21 protein-coding genes and 1 tRNA gene are annotated in these 20,746 nt (G+C 64.4%); 6 read left to right on the top strand and 16 right to left on the bottom strand.

The features are described 5' to 3' along the window. Positions 1-647: 647 nt before the first annotated feature. The 3 genes from G315_RS0102340 to G315_RS0102330 form a co-directional block, all read right to left on the bottom strand. Positions 648-724, bottom strand: a tRNA-Arg gene (locus G315_RS0102340). Positions 725-997: 273 nt separating this feature from the next. Then, positions 998-1,549 (bottom strand): hypothetical protein, encoded by a 552-nt coding sequence (locus tag G315_RS0102335; RefSeq protein WP_019611846.1) that lies wholly within the window; start codon positions 1,547-1,549, stop codon positions 998-1,000. Positions 1,550-2,071: 522 nt separating this feature from the next. Next, complete coding sequence (locus G315_RS0102330; protein ID WP_026182098.1) at positions 2,072-2,626, bottom strand: outer membrane beta-barrel protein; 555 nt, start codon at positions 2,624-2,626, stop codon at positions 2,072-2,074. 391 nt (positions 2,627-3,017) lie between these two features. Between G315_RS0102330 and G315_RS14700 the strand changes: the two genes are divergently transcribed. After that, positions 3,018-3,230 (top strand): CsbD family protein, encoded by a 213-nt coding sequence (locus tag G315_RS14700; protein WP_026182099.1) that lies wholly within the window; start codon positions 3,018-3,020, stop codon positions 3,228-3,230. Positions 3,231-3,480: 250 nt separating this feature from the next. On the opposite strand, the gene G315_RS0102320 is transcribed toward G315_RS14700, so the two are convergent. Together G315_RS0102320 and G315_RS0102315 are read right to left on the bottom strand one after the other, a co-directional pair. After that, a complete protein-coding gene (locus tag G315_RS0102320; RefSeq protein ID WP_019611844.1) occupies positions 3,481-3,981 on the bottom strand; it encodes a PRC-barrel domain-containing protein in 501 nt (166 codons plus the stop codon). A gap of 271 nt (positions 3,982-4,252) precedes the next feature. Next, positions 4,253-4,960, bottom strand: a complete 708-nt coding sequence (locus tag G315_RS0102315; protein WP_019611843.1) for an MBL fold metallo-hydrolase — start codon at positions 4,958-4,960, stop codon at positions 4,253-4,255. A 72-nt stretch (positions 4,961-5,032) separates the two neighbouring features. On the opposite strand from G315_RS0102315, the gene G315_RS0102310 reads away from it, so the two are divergent. Both G315_RS0102310 and G315_RS0102305 read left to right on the top strand, forming a co-directional pair. Further along, positions 5,033-5,653: a methyltransferase domain-containing protein gene (locus G315_RS0102310; RefSeq protein WP_019611842.1), complete on the top strand. Its 621-nt coding sequence runs from the start codon at positions 5,033-5,035 to the stop codon at positions 5,651-5,653. Between the two features lie 182 nt (positions 5,654-5,835). Continuing rightward, entirely contained in the window at positions 5,836-6,357 is a 522-nt protein-coding gene (locus tag G315_RS0102305; protein WP_019611841.1) for a DUF302 domain-containing protein, read from the top strand. A gap of 76 nt (positions 6,358-6,433) precedes the next feature. Here the strand turns inward: G315_RS0102305 and G315_RS0102300 are convergent, their stop codons facing one another. Next, entirely contained in the window at positions 6,434-8,389 is a 1,956-nt protein-coding gene (locus G315_RS0102300) for a DEAD/DEAH box helicase (protein WP_019611840.1), read from the bottom strand. 255 nt (positions 8,390-8,644) lie between these two features. Between G315_RS0102300 and G315_RS0102295 the strand changes: the two genes are divergently transcribed. Further along, on the top strand, positions 8,645-8,998 hold the full coding sequence (locus tag G315_RS0102295) for a metalloregulator ArsR/SmtB family transcription factor (RefSeq protein WP_019611839.1): 354 nt from the start codon (positions 8,645-8,647) through the stop codon (positions 8,996-8,998). A gap of 103 nt (positions 8,999-9,101) precedes the next feature. Here the strand turns inward: G315_RS0102295 and G315_RS0102290 are convergent, their stop codons facing one another. Both G315_RS0102290 and G315_RS0102285 read right to left on the bottom strand, forming a co-directional pair. Continuing rightward, positions 9,102-10,181 (bottom strand): lipoate--protein ligase, encoded by a 1,080-nt coding sequence (locus tag G315_RS0102290; protein WP_019611838.1) that lies wholly within the window; start codon positions 10,179-10,181, stop codon positions 9,102-9,104. A gap of 43 nt (positions 10,182-10,224) precedes the next feature. Then, positions 10,225-12,357, bottom strand: a complete 2,133-nt coding sequence (locus tag G315_RS0102285) for a TonB-dependent siderophore receptor (RefSeq protein WP_018145525.1) — start codon at positions 12,355-12,357, stop codon at positions 10,225-10,227. Between the two features lie 144 nt (positions 12,358-12,501). On the opposite strand from G315_RS0102285, the gene G315_RS0102280 reads away from it, so the two are divergent. Beyond that, complete coding sequence (locus tag G315_RS0102280) at positions 12,502-13,134, top strand: MarC family protein (protein WP_019611837.1); 633 nt, start codon at positions 12,502-12,504, stop codon at positions 13,132-13,134. A gap of 70 nt (positions 13,135-13,204) precedes the next feature. Here G315_RS0102280 and G315_RS0102275 read toward each other — a convergent pair whose 3' ends face one another. Continuing rightward, entirely contained in the window at positions 13,205-13,705 is a 501-nt protein-coding gene (locus tag G315_RS0102275; protein WP_018145527.1) for a heme-binding protein, read from the bottom strand. 213 nt (positions 13,706-13,918) lie between these two features. Next, a complete protein-coding gene (locus tag G315_RS0102270) occupies positions 13,919-14,689 on the bottom strand; it encodes a hypothetical protein (RefSeq protein WP_018145528.1) in 771 nt (256 codons plus the stop codon). A gap of 299 nt (positions 14,690-14,988) precedes the next feature. On the opposite strand from G315_RS0102270, the gene G315_RS0102265 reads away from it, so the two are divergent. After that, positions 14,989-16,044: an NAD(P)-dependent alcohol dehydrogenase gene (locus G315_RS0102265; RefSeq protein ID WP_018145529.1), complete on the top strand. Its 1,056-nt coding sequence runs from the start codon at positions 14,989-14,991 to the stop codon at positions 16,042-16,044. Here the strand turns inward: G315_RS0102265 and G315_RS0102260 are convergent. The 6 genes from G315_RS0102260 to G315_RS0102235 form a co-directional block, all read right to left on the bottom strand. Beyond that, the gene (locus G315_RS0102260; RefSeq protein WP_019611836.1) at positions 16,034-16,681 is read right to left on the bottom strand and encodes a dienelactone hydrolase family protein; all 648 of its coding nucleotides are present in this window, start codon (positions 16,679-16,681) and stop codon (positions 16,034-16,036) included. The two genes, G315_RS0102265 and G315_RS0102260, sit on opposite strands and share 11 nt — an antisense overlap. After that, on the bottom strand, positions 16,665-17,321 hold the full coding sequence (locus G315_RS0102255; RefSeq protein ID WP_019611835.1) for a phosphoribosyltransferase: 657 nt from the start codon (positions 17,319-17,321) through the stop codon (positions 16,665-16,667). Before G315_RS0102255 ends, G315_RS0102260 begins: the two co-directional genes overlap by 17 nt. 131 nt (positions 17,322-17,452) lie before the next feature. Next, entirely contained in the window at positions 17,453-17,656 is a 204-nt protein-coding gene (locus tag G315_RS0102250; RefSeq protein ID WP_018145532.1) for a DUF2892 domain-containing protein, read from the bottom strand. Between the two features lie 114 nt (positions 17,657-17,770). Beyond that, the gene (locus G315_RS0102245) at positions 17,771-17,974 is read right to left on the bottom strand and encodes a DUF2892 domain-containing protein (RefSeq protein ID WP_018145533.1); all 204 of its coding nucleotides are present in this window, start codon (positions 17,972-17,974) and stop codon (positions 17,771-17,773) included. Between the two features lie 322 nt (positions 17,975-18,296). After that, positions 18,297-19,601: a citrate synthase gene (locus G315_RS0102240; protein ID WP_018145534.1), complete on the bottom strand. Its 1,305-nt coding sequence runs from the start codon at positions 19,599-19,601 to the stop codon at positions 18,297-18,299. Positions 19,602-19,739: 138 nt separating this feature from the next. Then, the gene (locus tag G315_RS0102235; protein WP_019611834.1) at positions 19,740-20,711 is read right to left on the bottom strand and encodes a sensor domain-containing diguanylate cyclase; all 972 of its coding nucleotides are present in this window, start codon (positions 20,709-20,711) and stop codon (positions 19,740-19,742) included. Positions 20,712-20,746 lie beyond the last annotated feature (35 nt).

Here is a 20,746-nt window from a genome sequence, read left to right as displayed (position 1 = left end):
GTGGGGTTCACGCAGATGTGATGCAGCGACAAGGGGGAGGCCTCAGGACTGGTCAGAGAAACACGGTCCGGATAAGCGCCAAACGGACTCCCAGTTCCGGCGCGGTTCAATTGCCAGATCGGGGTTTTTCGAGCGTGTTTGCGCGAGGGTGGGGGGAACAGCGTCAGAGGTCTGCTGGATGGTTTGTACGACGGGGGCTGGCGTGACTGGTTAAGAGGGGTCACCGACGCCCTGGAGCCCATAACGAGAAAGGGCTCCCGAATGGGGTGCACTTTCTCTGGAGTGTGGCGCGCCCGGAAGGATAGCGGCGACGCTGCGCGTCTTGCCCTTCCGAGTGTCGGCCTGGGGCCGACACGTTCCTCGCTGCGCTCGGGATCGAACCGGATTGTTGGACGGAGGTTCGAACCCTTTGGGGGACTGGAAACGAAAAAGGGCACCCGGATGTGGGTGCCCTCTCTCTGGAATATGGCGCGCCCGGAAGGATTGCTACGACGCTGCGCGTCTTGCCCTTCCGGGTGTCGGCCTGGGGCCGACACGTTCCTCGCTGCGCTCGGGATCGAACCGGATTGTTGGACGGAGGTTCGAATCCTTTGGGGGACTGGAAACGAAAAAAGGCACCCGGGTGTGGGTGCCTCTTCTCTGAAATATGGCGCGCCCGGAAGGATTCGAACCTCCGACCACCTGGTTCGTAGCCAGGTACTCTATCCAGCTGAGCTACGGGCGCATCGACTGAAGGCGCGCATTATCGCGATTGGTCCCGAAGGATGCAAGCCGTCGCGGGGTATTCTTTGCGTTCGGCTTGGTCTGCCTGGCTCTCCCAGCCGTGCACGATCGGGCGATATAGCGTACTTCGCACTCCGTCGCGTTCACGAATGCGGTCGTGGGCGAAATCCGACATGCCGCCGAAGCCCACGGAGGCATGGCCGGCGCGCCGTTGTTCCAGTGTGGATTTCACGATTCGAGCGTGCGCCTGAAAAGCCCCGGCCCCGGACGCGAATCAGAAGTTGTAGCCAAGTCCGACAGTGTACGAAAAGGCACCATCGAGGAACGCATTCTCTGCGTCATTCGAGCGGCTGAAGAACCACTGGTATTCAATGCGCCCCAGGGCGTAGGTGTCCTCCAGGAGGTAGTACTTCAAGCCCCCATCCAATGCGGCGAACCCGCTGTCGTTGACTCCGTCGCCGTAGACTGCGCCCAGGCTCCCGCCAGCGAAGGGACGCATCCGGCCGTCTGTGTCTTGAAGGTTGAGATAGCCTCGAGTGGCGCCGCTCCAGAAGTCATTGGTCAGGAAGTCGCTCTCGAAGTCGGCGTAGTGGATGCTCTGGCGGACGCCGAGGACCAAGTGACCACGCAGATACCAGCCGATATCACCCGTGATGCCGAGGTTGGTGTTGTCGAACCTCCGGTCACTGCTGCCGCTTCCGGAAAGCGAGAATTCGCGGTCGCCGATGGAGGGCCCAAAGTTGGCGTCCGATCCTTGTTGAGCCTGGACGGAAAGGGTGAACGGTCCAACCAGGCAGAGCATGACTGCGGCTACCTTTTTCATCATTACGTGCCTCCTGAAACGTTACCCACCGCGTTGGCATGGCGCAGAGCGTTTGGAGTGCGACGGCGACCGGGAGGGCCCGCTTTGCATCCGAAACGGCAGATTGCGGTCGCAACCGAGAGGGCATCTGTACGTTGCCGCACATTCGCCCCCGGGCGCGTTGGGTTTCAGATAACGGGAGACAGAAAAAATACGAGAGATCAATGGCGTAACGATGATTACGATACGCCATATGAGATGTTGAAAAGGATCTTCAGCGAGACGCGGCTTGAAGGGCGTTTGCGTGTTCTCGCGGTGGCGCCCCATGTCGTCCGAGACAAGGGTGCTGTGCTTTGGGTAGTGAACGAAAGGGGCCTGATCGGGGACGCACAGAAGTCTCTGTCAACCTGGTCTTCGACCCGCTATGAAGCGACTTTGTGGCCCGATTGGATGGTGGCGGGGGGCGGCTGCTCCTCTGATCGTGGTGTGCCTCGGGGCAGGGCAGCAGGCCTTCTTTCGAATGGCCCCTACCCCGGGCAAGAAGGGTCAGAAGTTGTAGCCGAGGCCTACGGTGTAGGCGAACGCACCATCGCGGAAGGCATCTTCTGCATCGCTGGAGCGGCTGAAGAACCACTGGTATTCGACGCGGCCCAGGACGTAAGTGTTCTCCAGGACGTAATACTTCAGGCCGCCTTCCAGGCCGGCGAACGCACTGTCCTTGACGCCGTCGCCGTAGATGAAGCCCAGGCTGCCACCACCAAAGGGACGCAGACGGCCGTCCGTCGTCTGGAAGTTGAGGTAGCCGCGCGTGGCGCCATTCCAGAAGTCATTGGTTATGTTCTCGCCCTCGATGTCGGCGTAGTTGATGCTCTGGCGGACCCCGACGATCAAATGATCGCGCAGGTACCAGCCCATATCGCCCGAGATACCGAAGTTGGTGCTGTCGAACTTGCGGTCGCTGCTGCCGCTTCCGGAAAGCGAGAACTCGCGGTCCCCCATGGAAGGTCCAAAGTTTGCCGTTGATCCGGCTTGCTGGGCCTGGACGGCGAGGGGGAGTGTTCCGGCCAGACAGAGCGTGAGCGCGATTAGCCTTTTGGTCATTAGGTTTCTCCTGATTGGTTCCCATCCGGGGAGGGATGGGGTGGGGTGGTTGTCTCGGTGGGTTCTGGGCGTGGCCGGGATGGTCCCGGTCGATACTCGGAATCAGATTACGTTTCCAGCGATGGGGTATCTGTACGTTGGCGCACACAGACATCCGGTCGCGCTGTGTCCTGGTTGGCGAAAATCAACAGAGCCCTGGGTTCTGCGGAACCGTGGATCCAAATCGTGCTTTTCAAGATGGGAAGGACCCTTGATGGGTAGAACGCAGGTGGACGCTGCGCGTGAAGTTCGGGCGGGTTTGTGCGGTCCCGCACAGACGGGCACGGGTGTGCTCCGCAGGGTTCTGGATCGGGCGGCAATCAAGCTGACCAGCCATTCGGAGGAGTGCGAGATGAACTGGAATATCGCGAGAGATCACTGGAAGCAGTTCAAGGGCAAGGTCAAGGCACGTTGGGACCAGCTGACCGACGATGAACTGGAAACCGTGGCGGGGGAACGCGACGAGTTGGTGGGCTGTATCCAGGAGCGGTATGGCGTGAGCCGGGCCGCGGCCGAAGGGCAGCTCGTAGAGTTCGAGAGGAAGGTGAGTCGGGTCCACCACTGAACTGCCAGCCGTGGGTGGGGCCTGGCCCGCCTGGGCTCACCTCCAGGGTGCGGTGATTGGCGTGTGTCCGGGGTGGTGGCGTAGTGGCGGGCGGCCCTGCTAGCCGGAAACCGGCTAGGCGGTTTGGGTGGCGCACTGTGTTTGCGCAAGTGCAGGGCCCCACCCGGACGCGCGAGATAACCAATGTCTGCGTAGCGAGTCGGTGGCCCCGAGGAGTGTGGTACCCCTCGGGGCGAGGACGACCAACGCGTTAGTCGCGTTCGTATTCCGGTATTTCTTGCAGCGTGTCTTCATTCATGTCGATGTAAAGCTTGACCTCTCCGTCTTCGGACGTACGCTCGATACGGTCCCAGGCGATCGCCACGTCCTTTCCGCCGAGGCCGAGAACGCCGCTGCCCGTGCCGATCACGACCGCGACGATACGGCCAGCCTGATCGACGACCAGGTCATGGACTTCCCCGATCTCGTCCTGGCTTTCACGGCTATGGATCTTCTGGTCCATCAGGTCCGAGACGTGCAGCCCCTGGTCCGGCATGCGCTGGATATGGGGGGCATCGTCACGGGCGTCCGCACGTGGTTGTTCCATGGCGTCGCGGTCGAAGCCTTCGGCGCCACGTTCTTCCATCATCTCGTGGTCGTCCGAGTCCTTCTCGTGTTCGCCGGCCATCGCGCCGGTCATGACACCGCCCAGGCCAAAGACGAAGATGGGGACCGTGGCTGCGGCGAGTTTGAGTGAGGCAAGTGTTTTCATGGTGTCGCTCCTTGGTGGGTCCGGCATTCAATCCGGAAGTCGATGTCGCGTGCATCGCGCGGGCACTTGGACCCGGCGATGCGAACGCACCAACGATGTTGCGGAGCGCTGTCACCCACGTCTGTACGTTGAGGCACACACCTGGTTCGTAGCCAGGAAGTCTATCCAGCTGCGCTGGCATCGACTGGATGCACGGTGGATCGTGATGAGCCCCGAGGCAGCAAGCCGTCGCGCTGAGTGTGTTGTGGTTTTCCGGCCCCGTCCGCCGTCCTTATCCTCTCGGGACGGGGTGATAGGGCGTACTGCGTACTCGGTCGTGTTCATGCATGCGGTAATGGACGAAGGCGTCCTTGTCGTCAAAGTGCAGGAAGGGGTTGCCCGCATCCTCCTCCGCCAGGGTGGATTCCGCCTTTTCCGCGTAGTTGTGGCCCGGGTGGATGCAGGTATGGGCCGGAAGCCCCTCGCGCAGGCCGTTGAGGGTGTGAAACATCTGTTCCGGATCGCCGCCGGCCAGGTCGCAGCGGCCGCAGCCGAAGACGAACAGGGTGTCGCCGGTGATCAGGTCGTCGCCCGCCGGCATGTGGAAGCAGGCGGAGCCGGGGGTGTGGCCGGGTGTATGCAGGAAGCGGATCTCGGTGTCGCCCAGACGCATCTCGTCGCCACCGTGGTGCAGTTCCGGACGTTCCAGCTCCTTTCCCCAGAATTCGGCCTCGGGCTTGAGCAGGTGCAGCCGCGCATTTGGATAGTGTTCAAGGATTGCCTCGACCCCGTTGATGTGGTCGTGGTGGCTGTGCGTCAGCAGGATGTCGGAGATGTCGACTTCATTTTCGCGGGCCTGACGGATGATCGCCTCCGGGTCCCAGGCTGGATCGACCACCGCACCACGATGGCTGGCGCGATCCTCGATCAGATAGACGAAGTTCTCCATCGGGCCGAGTTCCTGGCGGTGGATGCGATAGGGCAGTTGAGTACGGTCCATCGAGGTCTCCGGGAGTTATTCGTGGTTTGGTAGGGTCTATGCATTTCCTATCCTGTGCCGAGAAGGGGAGTGATGCCAATTTCCGAAGGTTCGCCAGTTGATTCCGAAGTTCTGGATGCCGAGACCGACTGGGAGGCGCGCTATCAGGCGGGTTCGACCCGTTGGGATCGCGGCGCGCCCAGCCCTTCGCTGGAGCGGTGGTTGGAGGTCACCGCGCTGGGACCCCGTTCGCGGATTGTGGTGCCCGGTTGCGGTTTTGGTCACGAGGTGCCGGCTTTGGCCACGCGGGGTTTCCGTGTGACCGGGCTGGATGTGGCGCCAACGCCGGTAGAGCACTTGCGCCGCGAACTGGCGCAGGCCGGGCTGGAGGCGGAAGTGGTGCAGGCGGACATGCTCGCCTGGCAACCAGAGGGGCCAGTGGACGGCATCTACGAGCAGACATCTCTTTGTGCCCTGCCGCCCGAGCAGTGGTCGGCCTACGAGGCGAAGCTGCATGGCTGGCTGCGTGAAGGCGGTGAACTGTTTGCGTGTTTCATGCAGACCGTTCGCGAGGGCGGGCCGCCCTACCATTGCGCAGTGCCAACGATGCGTCAGCTGTTTCCTGCCGATCGTTGGGGTTGGCAGGACGAGGTGGGCCGGACCGACCACACCAATGGCAAGTACGAGCAGCTCTACTGCTTGATCCGGCGTTAAGGTGCTGCTGTGGATCGTATCGGCCGGGCCCGTGCGCGGCCCGGCGCCGACGGCGAATCTCCCGCGTCCAGGCGCGGTAGATTCGGTGAAGTGCATGCGCATGATCTAGATTCGCACTGAGGGAGGGCCGCAAGGGCTTTCGGCCGGCGGGCTCTCCCGTCCACCCGAACCAGGAGTGCGCGATGAAAGTCTGGATGCTCGTGTTGTTGTTATTGCTGCTGCCGCTTCCGCTGACCGCGTCCGAATCGACGGAGGGGGACGAGGCGCTGGATCCTGAAACGTTGCAACAGATGGTTCGGCAGAGTGCCGAGATTTTCAAGATCGAAGAGGGTGTCACCATCGACGAGGCCATCGAGTCGATGAAATTGCGGGCCAATCTGCGCAATTTCCAGGAGGTCGCCGATTTGCCGCTGTCGGATCAGGTGCAGGCAATGGGCGGCGAGGGCAATTACATGCGTATTCTCGCCTTCTGTGATGCCCTGATCGCCAACCAGATGGTGAAGCACGACATCATCTATGCGAGCTTTCTGCCCTGTCGTATCGCAGTGGTGGAGGATGACGAGGGGCAGGGCTGGATCGTCACCACCAACATGGACATGATGCTGCATGCGACGGATCTCCCCGAGGATCTCGAGGTCGTGGCCCGCGAGGTGCGCGACACGATCTACAGCATCGTCGAGGCGGGGCGCACCGGAGATTTCTGAACGTCCAAATGAAACGCCCGCGGCTCCTTTCGGAGGCCGCGGGCGTTGTCTGGTACGCGCCTTTGAGTTGCCGCGCTTAGCCGTTGGCGGCCTTGCGCTTGATCATCAGCGTGCCGTCCGCGCGCGAGCCGGTGTTCTTGGGCCCACTGGTACCCTTGCGTACGGGGCGTTTGCCGGGTGCGGCGGCATAGGCCGGGCGCTTGCCGTTGCCCGGGGCCGGGCCGCGCTTGGCCGGTGTGGGCTTGCTGGTCGGCTTGGACCTGCCGCTGGTCTCCGGCTTGTCACTGCGCGGCTTGGCGGTCTTGCGCGGCGCAGGCTTGCGCGCGTCGTCCTGGTTCGCGGCCTGGCCCGGGCGCGGGGCCTGAAGGGTCAGTTCCAGCTTGCGGTTGGCAATATGGATGTTGCCCAGGCGACGAATCGCGGCTTCGTCCAGCGACGCCGGAAGATCCACATGGCTGTGGTCGTCACGCAGGCCAATGCGGCCGATGTCGCGGCCGTTCAGGCCGCCCTCGTTGGCCAGTGCGCCAACGATGGCACCCGGCGCCACGCCGTTGTTGCGGCCGACCGGCATGTAGTAGCGCACCATGTCGGCTTCCGGCTCGCGATCCTTGCCGCGCGACGGACGCTCGCCCCGGGGCTTGCTGTCCCGGCGGTTGTCGCCGCGTTCGGAATAGGGGGCACGGGCGGCCGCCAGCAGCGGATCGGCGCCCTTGTTGGCGTTGGCATCCAGCGGGCTGCCGGCAGTGGCCAGTGCGACCAGGGCGGTGGCGAGTTCGCGCTCGGATACGCCACTGTCGGCCAGCAGGCGATCGACCAGGGCTTCGTGTCCGGAGTTCTGTTCGCTGCCCAGGAGGGCCTGAACGCGCTCGGCGAAGCGCGTCTCGCGGCGGGCCTGTACGGCCTGGCGGTCGGGCACCGGCTGTTCGCGCACCGGCTTGCCGGTGAGGCGTTCGATGTCTTTCAGCATGCGGCGCTTGCGCGGCTCCAGGAACAGGATGGCGCGGCCCTTGCGGCCGGCGCGACCGGTACGGCCGATGCGGTGGACGTAGACCTCGGCATCGCCGGGGGCGTCGAAGTTGAAGACGTGGCTGATGCGCGGCACATCGATGCCGCGGGCGGCGACGTCGGTGGCGACGATGACATCCAGGCGGCCGTCGCGCAGGTCACTGACCACACGCTCGCGCTCGGCTTGTTCCATGTCGCCGTTCAGCGCGGACGCGGCGATGCCGGCCTGGCCGAGTGAATCGGCGATCTCGACCGTGGAGGCCTTGGTACGGGCAAAGACGACCGCGCCGTCCAGGTCTGCCTCGGTCTCCATCAGACGGGTCAGGGCCTCCACCTTGTGGCGGGCATCGACCAGGCAATAGCTCTGGTCGATGTCGGTTCCGGCCTCGTTGCCGGCGCCGATCTTGATCTCTTCCGGTTCGCGCATGTGGCGGTGCGCGATACGACGGATGGGCGCCGGCATGGTGGCGGAGAACAGGGTGGTCTGGCGCGCTTCCGGGGTCTGTTCCAGGATCCACTCGATCTCTTCGACAAAGCCCATGCGCAGCATTTCGTCGGCTTCGTCCAGCACCACGACGCGCAGGGCGTCCAGGTTCAGGGTGCCGCGCTTGATGTGGTCGACCACGCGGCCGGGCGTACCGACCACGATCTGCGGGCCCTTGCGCAGGGCGCGCAGCTGTTCGCCCATCGGCTGGCCGCCGTAGACGGGCAGCACATCGATGCCAGAGAACTCGCGGGCGAATTCAGTCAGGGCGCCGGCGACCTGGTTGGCCAACTCGCGCGTCGGAGCCAGCACCAGTGCCTGGGGCACACGCTTGCCGGCGTCCATCAGGTCAATCAGCGGCAGGCCGAAGGCCCCGGTCTTGCCGGTGCCGGTCTGGGCTTCGCCCAGCACATCGCGGCCTTCCAGCAGCGCGGGGATGCAGGCGGCCTGGACCGGGGTCGGGGTCGTGAAGCCCATGTTCGACAGGGCATGAACCAGCGACTCGGAAAGCCCGAGCTGGGAGAAGGAGGGGGAATCAGACATTGAGGGTACTCACACAGGCCGGAAACGAAGGCCCGGCGAAAATCGGATGGCAACTGCCAACCCCGCATCATACACGAATCGAAGACGTAACGAGCGAAAACGTCGGACGTCTTCCAGGGAGGTGCGGCCGGATGTTCGAAATGCCGCAACCGGCTTGCTCGTCCTGGACTGGGGCGGAATCGTGGGGACGCCTATTCGTTGTTCCACCTGAGCTGTCGGGATATAGTTCGTCCAAGGATTTTTGCTGGATGCGGTATGTCGCTTAACCCTACGGACCTGTTTAACTTGCTGGCCGACGAGACACGGCTTCGCTCGCTCTTGCTGATGCAGGCGGAAGGGGAGCTGTGTGTCTGCGAGCTGACCCACGCTCTGGAGATGTCCCAGCCGAAGGTATCGCGTCACCTGGCCGCTCTGCGCCATTATCAGGTGGTGCGGACCCGGCGCGAGAGCAACTGGATCTATTATCGGCTCTCGCCGGAGCTTCCTGAATGGGCCGCGGAGATCCTGAAGACTGCGGATCGTGCCGCCTCCCGAACGGAGCCGTACACAAGTGATCGCGACCGGCTCAACACCGCGCCCAGTCGTGCGGAGTGCCTGGATTCGGCCTGAGGGTCGTCGTACTCAGAAAGCTGCAATAACGTCAAAACGGCCGGACCACCAAGAGGGTGGTCCGGCCGTTTCTGTTTGGATGCGAAGCCTTGCGCGTGACCGCTCAATGAGGCTCGCGGTGGACGCAGGCGAGGATCGCCGTCGCGATGTCGCTGGCTTCGATGCCCGGGGCGTCCAGGCCGATCTCCTGCATGCAGGTGGTCGCAGCAGTCCGCAGGGCTTCTTCTTCCAGTGGCTGGCCGTGCAGGGCGTCGGCGATGCGATCCATGCCGTCTTCCGGGAAGACCGTGAAATCGCCGGACAGCAGGAGATCGGCGATGTGGTCGTCCTTCTCCATCAGCTGGGCCCGGATCAGCCCGCCGGGGGCCTTGTGGGAACCTTCGGTCAGGTGGGTTCCGGCGGCGATCTTGACCCCCATCTCGACGAATTTGCGGCCCTTGCGGTAGGTCCATTCGGGGTCGGTCAGCTCGGCCATCTGTTCCTCAATGGCGGCGGTTTCCTCGGCCGTGGGTTCGCTCATATCGACCTCGACGGCGAGGTCGCTGGCCACGCGTTTCAGGAAGGCATCGCGCACGGTCTCGCGGGCAGGCATCTCGCCGAGTTCGCGTGACAACGTGGTGATGTAGTCCTCCATGCCGGCGCGCAGCTTGTCGCGGAACTTCTCCGAAGGGACCTTGAGGCAACGCGCCATGGTCGCGGTGTCGAAGTCGAACATGAAGCTGCCGACCATCACGGTGGCGTTGCCAATGCTGGCGGCACCCGTGCCACCGATCTTGCGTCCGTCCACGTGGATGTCGTTCACCGGGCGGAAGGTCGCGTTCACGCCCAGGTCCTGGTAGGTGTTGATCACCGGGTCGATGAACTTTTTGTAGATGTCGGAGACGATCCGCGGGGCCTTGGACGACGGATAGATGAAGTGGAAGAACATCTGGTTGTGGTCCAGATACACCGCACCGCCACCGACATGACGGCGGATGATCGGCAGGTTCTGTTCCTTGCAGAAGTCTTCGTCGGCCTCCAGGGCAATCTCCTGATGCAGCCCGACGCAGACATACGGGTCGTCGGGGTTGACCAGGGTGAGCACCGGATCGTCGTCCTTGCCCATGGCCTCGGCGATGCCGTGGTAGACCGCCTGGGACCGCACGGCGGGCTGCTGGCCAAAATCGATTACGCGTAAACGCATGGTGTTGTCCTTGTCTTGTCTTGGGGGCGAAGGCGGGGCCGGTCTAGAACTCGGCGTTCCAGGTCAGCCCGAAGCTGCGGCCGGGGGCCCAGATATCCTGTACGCCATTGGCCGGGTCCAGGCGTGCCTCGGTCATCTCGTTGACGTGCTCGCGATAGGCCTTGTTCGCGACGTTGGTCACGCTAAAGGTGATCTCATTGGAACGAAAGCCGGCGCTCGGCCCGAAGCGGTAGCCGACAGCGAGATCGGCGGTGGCGAATCCGGAGGTGTTGCGTTCGCTGTTCTCCGTGAAGGTGTCGGCCGTCCGGCTCTGGCTCGCCACGGCCCGGATGCGGGCATCCCATTGCCAGCCCTGTGCGACAGAATGGCTGAGCCCGACGCTGGCCTCCGGCGGCGGCATCTGGGTCAGCGGCTCGTCAAAGCGGCGGTCGCGGTTCTCGCCGCGGATCCAGGTACCACTGGCGTAGCCGGTGATCGCAGCGGTAAACGCGTGCTCCACCAGGGCTTCGATGCCGTGTATGCGGGCCTCGTCGAGGTTGATCGTCTGCTTGGTTTCGGAGCCGATTACTTCGCCACCTATGTAGTCGCGGATCCGGCTTTCGTAAGCGGATACGGTGTAGGAGGTCGCGCCGATCTGGCCGCGTGCGCCCACCTCGAACGTGCGGTTCCGTTCCGGGTCCAGCTGGGGATTGCTGAGCCAGGTGTAACCGTCGCTGTAGGGGTAGGTGAGATAGCGTTCCAGCAGACTGGCAGAGCGATAGCCCTCGGAGAGGCTGAAATACGGGTTAAAGGCCTCATACAGGTGCCAGGTCAACCCGGCCGACCAGCTGAGGTTACGGTCGGTCTTGTCGAGTGGGGGGGCGACCATGAACGCATCATCCGCTTTCCCGGAAATCTCGTCGTACCGTACACCAAGATTGACCGTGGCCCAGTCCAGGTAGGTTTCGTGCTGCGCGAATATCCCCACCGACTCAATGCGGCCGTTCTCTACCAAAGGCTGAGGCGTATCGATAAACGGATTGACATACTCGCCTGGTTGGAACTCATTGCTCTCGGTCCCGAAATACGATTCGGGGCTTGCACGAAGACGCCAGGCCTCGGCTCCGACCAGCAGGATCTGGTCATCGGTGGGTATCAATTCGGCCTGAAGACGCAGTCCATCAGTCGTGAAGTCCGTGTCGGACGTGCGGTAGTCCCGTCCGAGCTGTTTGTTCCAGTCGTAGTTGCCGCGCGATAGTTCGTGGCGGTAGACCGAGGCTTCGACACGCGGTGCCCAGGCGCCATTCAGTTCGCCTTCGTACCGGAGTTCGTACAGGTCGCGGGTCTGGCGCGGGGTGTAGTGCGTATTCAGCCCCATCGGCGGATCAATAGATCCTTCCCGGGGTTCATCGGTGTTGAAGTTGCGCGAGGCGAGGTACCAGACGTCCTTGCGCTCGTCGCGCTGGGCGCGGAACTGGACTTCGTGGCCTGGTGCCAGCTTGCCGCGGTAGCGCAGGTGGTAGGCGTTCTGTTCGGTGCCGGAGTCGCGCAGACGGTCGCCGTCGCCGTTCTTGTAGTCGTCGGTGTTCAGGTAGGCGGTGGAGAGGTCCAGCACGTTGCGGTCGTTGGAGACGGTGACGCCGACCGCGCCGCGGATGCCTTCGTCCACCGAGGTGACGCCCAGGCGGGAGAAGCCGCGGGTCTCGGGTTCGTCGGTGAAATCGCCGCCGCGGGTGATGATGTTGATCACGCCGCCCATGGCGCCGGCGCCGTAGAGCACGGAGCCCGGGCCGCGCACGATCTCGATGCGTTCGATCAGGTCGACGTTGACATAGGAAGCCAGCGAGCCGCGGGCCGGCGGCTGCATCGCATTGATGCGCACGCCGTCCACCAGAACCAGCACCTGGTCGCGCTTCAGGCCGCGGATGATCGGATCGGAGCCCACCGATCCGTCCACGGCCGTGGCGACACCCGGCTGGCCGCGCAGGAGGTCGCCGAGGGTGCGGGCCTCGCGGTTGCGGATTTCGCTGGCCTCGATCACGGTGACGGAGGACGGCGTCTCGTCGATCAGGGTCTCGTATCCGGTGGCCGTAACCGATACGGTGCCCAGTGTCTGAGCGGCCTCCTGGGCATGAGCGAGGGCGGGTGATGCAAGCAGACTGGCCAGCGTCAGATGACCGACAACACGACGTTTCATGACTCGATGGCTCCCCAATAAGCGTTTCAGAACGCGCTAAAGTAGGTTCGTCGATCACGAAGGGCAACTTAAACCCCGGATGGCCAGGCCCATTCCGGGCGTGTCATGGCCGTTGAAGAACAGCCGCCAGAGGAGGGATCCGCCATGCTGGAACTGGGAATCGTCGCGCTGGCCACGTTTTTCGTGACCATCGGGCCGGTGGATGTCGCGGTGGTATTCGCGGTCCTCAGTCGGGGCGTGGACCCAGCCCAGCGCCGTGCCATGGCCATCCGCGGGGCGGCGGTCGCGGGCGGCATCCTGTTGCTGTTTGCGCTGGTCGGGGAGGCGCTGCTGTCGCTGCTGGGGATCTCGCTGGCGGCGCTGTACACCGCAGGCGGGATCCTGCTGCTGTTGATTGGGATCGACATGGTGTTTGCCCGCAGCTCGGGCGGGGTGTCGGCCACGGCGGCCGAGACGCAGGAGGCGCGCACCCGCAAGGACTTGTCGATCTTTCCGTTGGCCACGCCCTTGCTGGCCGGCCCCGGCGCGATGGGAGCCGCGATCCTGATGATGAGCCGGGCCGAGGGCGACTGGGTGGCCCAGGCCGTGGTGCTCGGGGCGTTGGTGGCCGTTATGGTGCTTGCGCTGGTGTGCCTGCTGGTGGCGTCACGTCTGCAGCACTGGCTGGGCGTCACCGGCGCGCATGTGCTCACGCGCATCCTGGGCGTGCTGCTGAGTGCGCTGGCGATGCAGTTTATCTTCGACGGGCTTCAGCGAAGCGGTTTGCTCGGCGCCTGAAACGGCTGGCGTGGTCATGCGATGAACGGGGCCCTCCGCTCGCGCGAGAAGGCCCCGGCAGATGGTGGGGTCAGAGCAGGTCTTCGGTGATGGCGTCGATGCCGGCTGCCGCGCATTCGTCATCGACCTGTCCGCTGGGGGCGCCGGAGATGCCGATCCCGCCGACAATCCGACCACCGGTGGTGATCTGCTTGCCGCCGCCCAGAGTGCTGACCCCCGGCAGGTGCTGGATGCCATAGCCGGCCTCTCCCGGTTCCGTCATCTCGCGAAGCTCCAGGGTGTCGGTGCGGAAGCTGACGGCGGTCCAGGCCTTGCGGATGGCGGTATCTACCGTGTGCGGGCCGGCAAAGCGGTCGCGCTTCAGGGCCTGGGGGGTGCCATGTCGGTCGACCACGGCTGCAGTGACCTGGGTGTCGCGTTCGCGGCAGGCCTCGACCGCGGCCTCTGCGGCCTTGACCGCAAGCTCGGGGATCAGCGTCGGGGTGTCGAAAGTACCCTCGCTGGCGTGCAGGGGCGCGGCGGCAAACGCCAGGAAGATCGGGGCAGCAAGGCAGTAACGCAGGGTGGTCATGATGAGCCTCCAGAAAGCTGTGGTTTCGCAACTCTGATAACTAGATGCCCGGGCACCGCTCTTCAACGCGCCGAGACCCCGCGCTAAGTGGTATCCACTTTCGATCAGGTAAATCTGACTATTCGACAGTAAGGTACGGAAGAAGTCTTATAAAACGGATTGAATAACGCCACGCCTGGCGGCTGTGCAACTGGGGCCCGTAGGACGGGCCGATCAGGCGGCGCCGCTCGCGGCTTCACGCTCGCGACGGGCGAGATCGCGCAATGCGTGGCGCAGGGCCGGGCGCAACGGGGTATTCAGGTGAGCCCTCGCTCGGGACGGCGGGATGGCGTGCCGCCGGCAGAACAACCCCAGGGCGTAGGCAAGGTCGTCGCGCGAGAGTGCGGTTTCGCGTTCGGCGCTCGGCCCCTTGCAGGCACCGCACTGATTCACGCGGACCTGGAAGGCAGTATTGGCCAGCATGACCCCGAAGCCCATCTGGGTGGCGAGGAGTTCCGCGATATGGGCCTCGTTACCCTCCAGGGCGGGTGGGGGCTCGCCAGCCGTGGCGAGCAGGCGCAAGGCGATCTCGCGCGCGAAGTGGGCAATCAGCGCCTGGGAATGGGCGACGAGCTCCGGGTCGTAGGGGATGCCGACGCCCGCCGACTGGGGCTCCCCCGGGTTGCGGCTCGGTCGGGCCGTATTCATCGCATCCCAGGGGATGGGATCGTCCATCAGGTTTCCAGGGTGCACGAGCCGGAACGGACTGTCCCCGAGCCCGGCATGTTCCAGCACGCGATCGAACACCAGTTGAGCCATGGCCTGGCGATTGTCGGCTTGCCCGGGGAAGTGCTCGGCCGTGGGCAGTACCAGATGTGCCTTGCGCAGCATCGATCCCAGGTGTGGTTCGTTCCCGGCCCAATCGAAGATGGCGTGGATCCAGGCCCGGCTTTCGGGATCGAGGGCCGGGGCGCGTTGAAACAGGCGGGGAATGAGCGAGATCACAGGCGATCCTGAACAGCAGATGTAGGCTCATTGTAAGGGAGGCGAGCGGGGCGTCGCGATGCGCGGGAAGGTCGGGCCGGCAGGGTAAGGGAGAAGCCTGCTATGTTCGACGAACAGGGTGTGCATAACGGCATGCCGCCCCTTGGGGAAAACGCTGGATGAGCCGCGCTTGCGGGTAGCGCCGCGGCGAAGCAATCCATGAACAGCGGATGGCCAGGCCCGATCGATTGGCTCGCTGCACTCGAAATCATGGAAAGCGGGTGGTTCATTTTTCCGGGAACGCTACAAAGGAGGTTGGTATGAGCACGATGAAGGCGGCAGTTTTTGTCGAACCCGGGCGGATCGAGTTGCAGGAGCGTCCAATCCCGGAGATCGGGCCGACGGACGCCCTGCTGCGGGTGACGACCACGACTATCTGCGGGACCGATGTGCATATCCTCAAGGGCGAGTACCCGGTGGAGGCGGGCCGCATCGTGGGGCACGAACCGGTTGGGGTGATCGAACGCCTCGGGGACGCAGTGACCGGCTATGAGGTCGGCCAGCGGGTCATCGCGGGCGCGATCACGCCCTGCGGGCAATGCCATTCCTGCCTGGAGGGCATCTCCAGCCAGTGTGGTGGCAAGGCGATGGGTGGCTGGCAGCTGGGAAACACGATCGATGGCTGTCAGGCGGAGTACGTGCGCATCCCCAATGCGCAGGCGAATCTGACCCCGGTGCCGGACGGCCTGAGCGACGAACAGGTGCTGATGTGTCCGGACATCATGAGCACCGGTTTCGGCGGCGCCGAGCATGGGCACATCCACATCGGTGATACGGTGGCCGTGTTCGCCCAGGGCCCTATCGGCCTTTGTGCCACGGCGGGTGCCAAGCTCATGGGGGCCACCCGGATCATCGTGGTGGACGGGGTGCCGGAGCGCCTGGAGACTGCCCGCAAGCTGGGCGCGGATGTGGCAATCAACTTCCGCGAGCAGGACCCGGTCGAGACGATCATGGAGCTGACTGGCGGGCGCGGGGTCGATGTGGCCATCGAGGCCCTGGGGCAGCAGCAGACCTTCGAGGCCTGTCTGCGCATCCTGAAACCGGGCGGGACGCTTTCCAGCCTCGGGGTGTATTCGGGCAAGCTGTCCATGCCGCTGGATGCGATTGCGGCCGGGCTGGGCGATCACACCATCGTGACCACCCTGTGCCCCGGCGGGAAAGAACGCATGCGGCGGTTGATGGAGGTCGTGGCCTCGGGGCGCGTGGACCTGACGCCGATGGTGACGCACCGTTACAAGCTGGCGGATATCGAGACGGCCTACGAACTATTCTCGCATCAACGCGACGGCGTGCTGAAGGTCGCCATTACGCCGTAGGCAAGCACTCGCTGAACCAGGCGGCCGCGAGTTCGGCTGCCTGTTCCAGCGTGCCCGGTTCCTCGAACAGGTGGCTGGCGCCGGGTACGACCTGGAGCTCGCAGCGCGCGTGCATGAGCGCCTGCGCCTGGCGATTCAGTTGAATCACCATGGTGTCGTCACCGCCCACGATGAGGAGGGTGGGGCTCTCGACTCGGGGCAGGGCGGCGCCCGCCAGATCCGGGCGCCCGCCGCGCGAGACCACGGCCCGGATGGTCTCCGGCGCTGCGGCGGCGGCCTGCAACGCTGCCGCGGCGCCGGTGCTGGCGCCAAACAGCCCGAGCGGCAGGGGTGCCAGGCGAGGCTGGGCGGCCGCCCATTGGCAGGCCTGCACCAGCCGCCGGCCGAGGAGTTCGATATCGAAGCGGTTGGCGTAGGTGCGATCTTCCCCTTCGGTCAGCAGATCGAACATCAGGGTGGCGATGCGGCTGGCCTGCAGTGTCCGCGCCACTTGATGATTGCGCGGGCTCAGGCGGCTGCTACCGCTACCGTGCGCGAAAACGACGAGACCAATGGGTGTCTCGGGTACGCCGAGAATCCCCTGGTGGACCTGGCCGTCCAGGGCCAGGTCGACGGACTGTTCATTCGCGCGAGACATCGGGGTTTTCCGCACGGTGGACGGAGGCCATCATCGCGATGACCGCGTCGTCGGAGACTTGTTCGAAATCCTCGTAGTACGCCCCCACCGAGCCGCGGTAGTACTCGGGGATGTCCAGGGTGACCAGTTCATCGACCTCGTTTTCCAGGCGCGCCGCGGTCTCCTCTGGTGCCACCGGGATCGCCACGACCAGATGGCGAGGCCGGCGCTGACGTGCGTCGCGGATCGCGGCGCGCATGGTGAGTCCGGTGGCGATCCCGTCGTCGACAATGATCGCCAGCTTGCCGCCAACGTCCGGGGAAGGCGTCGTGCAGTACAGTTGGCGCCTGCGCCGGGCTTCGGCGCGTTCGCGCGCCTCGGCCTGGTCCAGCCAGCCTGGATCGAGCCGTTCCGCCTCGCGTGGATTGCAGACCGGTTCGCCCTGCTCGGGCACGGCACAGATCGCGTACTCGGGATGGAACGGGTGGCCGATCTTGCGCGGGATCAGGAGATCGAGGGGCATGCCCAGGTGCCGGGCGACGGCGATCCCCAGGGGGACTCCGCCACGCGGCAAGGCATACACAACGCCGGGTTGGCCGCGATAGCGGTCCAGGGCATGTGCGAGTTGCTCGCCGGCTTCATTTCGGTCTCGAAATCGCATTGGGCCTACGCTCAGCGTGAGTGGGTATCACCTGAAGTGTAGACAGGCGTTGATCACTCGCGGGCGGCGCAAACAAAAAGGCCCGGGACCAGCGGTGCCCGGGCCTTGGAAGGAGTGGGGACCCCTTGGTTTTAGTTGAAGGCTTCCCCGGGCTTCACGCCCATCGCCTTCAGGATCATGGCCAGCGGGCAGAAGCCGGTGAAGGCGGACTGCAACAGGTTGGCGCCGACGAACAGGGTCAGGATCAGCCACATCGGGGTGAAGACCCACCCGAGGATGGCGCTGATGATCACGACGGTGCCGGCGAAGGCGAGGACGATGCGGTCAATGCTCATGGATGGTGTCTCCTGGTTAAGTATTAGCTAAGGCTAATATGCAGTCTGCCGCTTACGAACACAAGGGGCGCGTAGTCGATGGGGTTTCCTCGCCATCCACCGCGCGTGTCGGGTTCAGGGGAAGATTTCGCCGGGCTTGAGCCCCATGGATTTCAGGATCATTACCAGCGGGCAGAAGCCGGTAAACGAGGCCTGAATCAGGTGGATGCCCATGAAGACGGCGAGCAGCAGCCACCAGGGGCTGGCCAGCCAGGTGAGCAGTACGCTGACCAGGACGACAATACCGGCAAACAAAATGAAAAAACGGTCGGTGGACATGAGCACTCCCTCCCTTGTTACTACCCAGTAGATAGCACCGGCGCAGGGGTTCGGCAAGCATCCGATCGGATGCCCGCCTGGGGTGGATGCGGATCAACGCACGTGTTCGCGCTCGCACGGCAACACCGTCGCGGGGCAGAAGCGGCCAAGCCCCGGCGTTCCATCGGTCGTGGGGTGGGGCTCCACGCTCCCCGATTTGTTTTGCGACCTCCAAAGAGAGGACACCGTCCGGTAGCGCGTCTACCAGTCGATGTGCCGTATCGGGTCGCGGAAAACATGGGGTGCCAACGCGGACGTACGCATGGACCGGACCAGCGTCTCTCTAGCGTTCCTCGATGGAGGTGTAGTCGCGCGAGCGGTAGCCGGTGTAGAGCTGGCGCGGGCGGCCGATGCGGGATTCGGGATCCTGCATCATTTCGTTCCAGTGCGAGATCCAGCCGACGGTGCGGGCGAGGGCGAAGATCACGGTGAACATATTCAACGGGATGCCCATCGCGCGCAGGATGATGCCGGAGTAGAAGTCCACGTTGGGGTAGAGCTTGCGCTCGATAAAGTAGTCGTCCTCCATCGCGATACGTTCCAGCTCCATGGCGACGTCGAACAGGGGCTGGTTATCGGCGCCCATGTCGCCCATCTCCGCCAGCAGGTCGTGGCACATCTTGCGGATGATCTTGGCGCGCGGATCGTAGTTCTTGTACACGCGATGGCCGAAGCCCATCAGGCGGAAGGAGTCGTTCTTGTCCTTCGCGCGGGCCACGAAGTCCTCCACGCTCTTGTCGGAGTTCACGATCTCCTCGAGCATGCGGATGACCTTCTCGTTCGCCCCCCCATGCAGTGGGCCCCAAAGTGAGGCGATGCCGGCGGAGATCGCGGCGAACGGGTTGGCCTCGGAGGAGCCGGACAGGCGCACGGTGGAGGTCGAGGCGTTCTGCTCGTGGTCGGCGTGCAGGATCAGGATCAGGTCGAGCGCGCGCACGAACACCGGGTTCGGCTGGTAGGGCTCGCTGGGCACGCCGAACATCATCGCCAGGAAATTGGCGGTGTAGGACAGGTTGTTGTCCGGGTACATGAACGGCTGGCCGTTGGCGTACTTGTACGACCAGGCGGCGATGGTGGGCATCTTGGAGATCAGCCGGTGCGCGGCGATGCGCCGATGTTCCGGGTTATGCACGTCCACGTTGTCGTGATAGAAGGCCGATAGCGCGCCGACCACACCGACCATGATCGCCATTGGATGCGCGTCGTGGCGGAAGCCGTCGAAGAAGCGGCGCACGGCCTCGTGCAGCATCGAGTGCTCCTTGATGATGCGCGAGAAATCGTGCAGGTCGTCGGCGGCAGGCAGGTCGCCGTTCAGCAGCAGATAGCAGACCTCGAGATAGGTGCTTTCTTCCGCCAACTGTTCAATCGGGTAGCCGCGGTAGAGCAGGGTGCCCTCGTCGCCGTCGATGAAGGTGACGTCCGAACGACAGCTGGCCGTGGACATGAACCCCGGGTCATAGGTGAAGTAGCCGAGCTCCTTGTACAGGGTGCGGACATCCAGGCAGTTCGGGCCGTGCGAGCCCTCCTGGATCGGCAGTTCGATGCTCTTGCCGGTGGTGTTGTCGGTCAGCGTGACGGTTTTGCTCATGAAACGGCCTCGTAGCGAAGGGGACGTCCGGATGCGGATTAGGTGAATGGTAAACCATCGACCGGCCCGCGGCAGAGGGGTGCGTGAAGTGTGTTGGGCCGGGAGGAAAAGGGCGATCGCGCTTGCCGCGCGAGGGCGTCAGGGCCCGGGGGTTCCGCGGCGCTGGCGCTTGTCGGCGTACATCGCGGCATCGGCGCTGGTCTGGGCCTCGGGCAGGGACCCGCTGACGGTGCGGCAGGCGTAACCGATAGAGGCCGACACACCGGCCTCTTGCAGCGCCGCACGCAGCCGGTTCGCGATCCCGGGGAGGTGGTCGGCCGGCGTCTCCGGCAGCAGCACGCCAAACTCGTCTCCACCCAGGCGGGCAACGATGTCGATTTCGCGACTGGCATCCCGCAGGGCCTGGCCAGCCGCCTTGATCAATCGGTCGCCGGCGTCATGGCCGTCCTGGTCGTTGACGGTCTTCAGGTTGTCGAGGTCGATGGCGACGATGCCCGCCGGGAGGTTGTGATCCTGGCAGCGCTGTTCCTCGGCGCTCAACGCGAGTAGCCAGCCGCGCCGGTTGTAGGTGCCGGTAAGGGCGTCGTTGTAGGCCTCCAGTCGCAGGGCCTCGCGCTCGCGTTCCAGTTCGTCGATCTGGCGGCGCTGACGGATCAGTGCCTCGATGACGGTGACGGCGGCCTGGATCTGGTCGGATTGCGCTTCGATGTCGGCCGATATGGGCTCCGGATTTATCGCGCAAAGTACGCCATACATCTCGTATTCGTGGTCCTGTACCGGAAACCCGATGTAGCTGCCGATGGCGGGGGGATCGGGTTGTGCGGCGAGGGCTTCCTGGTAGGCGGGAACCTGTTGTACGTCCGGCGTGATTCGCGGGCCGCGTTCGGCGAGCATGCGGATGCAGAAGGAGTTGCTCCAGTCAAAGGCCGTGCCGGCCTGAATGCCGTACCCGTGGTCGTCGGCGCGCACCACGATCTGCTCGTTGCCCTCGATGCGGGTCAGCATCCAGACGTCTAGGGGGGCGATCCGGCGGAGCAGTTTCAGGACGTGATCGACCCCGAGGTTGAACGGCGAGGGCGCGGTATCGGGGGGGTCGAAGATTCGGGCCATGGGACATTCCGTCGAGACGGTGGGACGGCGGTTCG

The sequence above is a fragment of the Thioalkalivibrio sp. AKL7 genome (assembly GCF_000381705.1).
In the GTDB taxonomy this organism is placed as follows: Bacteria; Pseudomonadota; Gammaproteobacteria; order Ectothiorhodospirales; family Ectothiorhodospiraceae; genus Thioalkalivibrio; species Thioalkalivibrio versutus.
The sequence above is the reverse complement of the archived record's forward strand: the minus strand, read 5'-3'. Positions and strand labels throughout refer to the sequence as shown.

What these genes read in the sequence shown, in the direction of transcription:
- G315_RS0102285 (WP_018145525.1), bottom strand. Translation starts at nt 12,357, where the DNA reads ATGAAACGTCGTGTTGTCGGTCATCTGACGCTGGCCAGTCTGCTTGCA.
- G315_RS0102245 (WP_018145533.1), bottom strand. Translation starts at nt 17,974, where the DNA reads ATGTCCACCGACCGTTTTTTCATTTTGTTTGCCGGTATTGTCGTCCTG.
- G315_RS0102280 (WP_019611837.1), top strand. Translation starts at nt 12,502, where the DNA reads ATGCTGGAACTGGGAATCGTCGCGCTGGCCACGTTTTTCGTGACCATC.
- G315_RS0102260 (WP_019611836.1), bottom strand. Translation starts at nt 16,681, where the DNA reads ATGTCTCGCGCGAATGAACAGTCCGTCGACCTGGCCCTGGACGGCCAG.
- G315_RS0102330 (WP_026182098.1), bottom strand. Translation starts at nt 2,626, where the DNA reads ATGACCAAAAGGCTAATCGCGCTCACGCTCTGTCTGGCCGGAACACTC.
- G315_RS0102240 (WP_018145534.1), bottom strand. Translation starts at nt 19,601, where the DNA reads ATGAGCAAAACCGTCACGCTGACCGACAACACCACCGGCAAGAGCATC.
- G315_RS0102235 (WP_019611834.1), bottom strand. Translation starts at nt 20,711, where the DNA reads ATGGCCCGAATCTTCGACCCCCCCGATACCGCGCCCTCGCCGTTCAAC.
- G315_RS0102290 (WP_019611838.1), bottom strand. Translation starts at nt 10,181, where the DNA reads ATGCGTTTACGCGTAATCGATTTTGGCCAGCAGCCCGCCGTGCGGTCC.
- G315_RS0102300 (WP_019611840.1), bottom strand. Translation starts at nt 8,389, where the DNA reads ATGTCTGATTCCCCCTCCTTCTCCCAGCTCGGGCTTTCCGAGTCGCTG.
- G315_RS0102275 (WP_018145527.1), bottom strand. Translation starts at nt 13,705, where the DNA reads ATGACCACCCTGCGTTACTGCCTTGCTGCCCCGATCTTCCTGGCGTTT.
- G315_RS14700 (WP_026182099.1), top strand. Translation starts at nt 3,018, where the DNA reads ATGAACTGGAATATCGCGAGAGATCACTGGAAGCAGTTCAAGGGCAAG.
- G315_RS0102335 (WP_019611846.1), bottom strand. Translation starts at nt 1,549, where the DNA reads ATGATGAAAAAGGTAGCCGCAGTCATGCTCTGCCTGGTTGGACCGTTC.
- G315_RS0102305 (WP_019611841.1), top strand. Translation starts at nt 5,836, where the DNA reads ATGAAAGTCTGGATGCTCGTGTTGTTGTTATTGCTGCTGCCGCTTCCG.
- G315_RS0102250 (WP_018145532.1), bottom strand. Translation starts at nt 17,656, where the DNA reads ATGAGCATTGACCGCATCGTCCTCGCCTTCGCCGGCACCGTCGTGATC.
- G315_RS0102320 (WP_019611844.1), bottom strand. Translation starts at nt 3,981, where the DNA reads ATGAAAACACTTGCCTCACTCAAACTCGCCGCAGCCACGGTCCCCATC.
- G315_RS0102295 (WP_019611839.1), top strand. Translation starts at nt 8,645, where the DNA reads ATGTCGCTTAACCCTACGGACCTGTTTAACTTGCTGGCCGACGAGACA.
- G315_RS0102265 (WP_018145529.1), top strand. Translation starts at nt 14,989, where the DNA reads ATGAGCACGATGAAGGCGGCAGTTTTTGTCGAACCCGGGCGGATCGAG.
- G315_RS0102315 (WP_019611843.1), bottom strand. Translation starts at nt 4,960, where the DNA reads ATGGACCGTACTCAACTGCCCTATCGCATCCACCGCCAGGAACTCGGC.
- G315_RS0102255 (WP_019611835.1), bottom strand. Translation starts at nt 17,321, where the DNA reads ATGCGATTTCGAGACCGAAATGAAGCCGGCGAGCAACTCGCACATGCC.
- G315_RS0102310 (WP_019611842.1), top strand. Translation starts at nt 5,033, where the DNA reads ATGCCAATTTCCGAAGGTTCGCCAGTTGATTCCGAAGTTCTGGATGCC.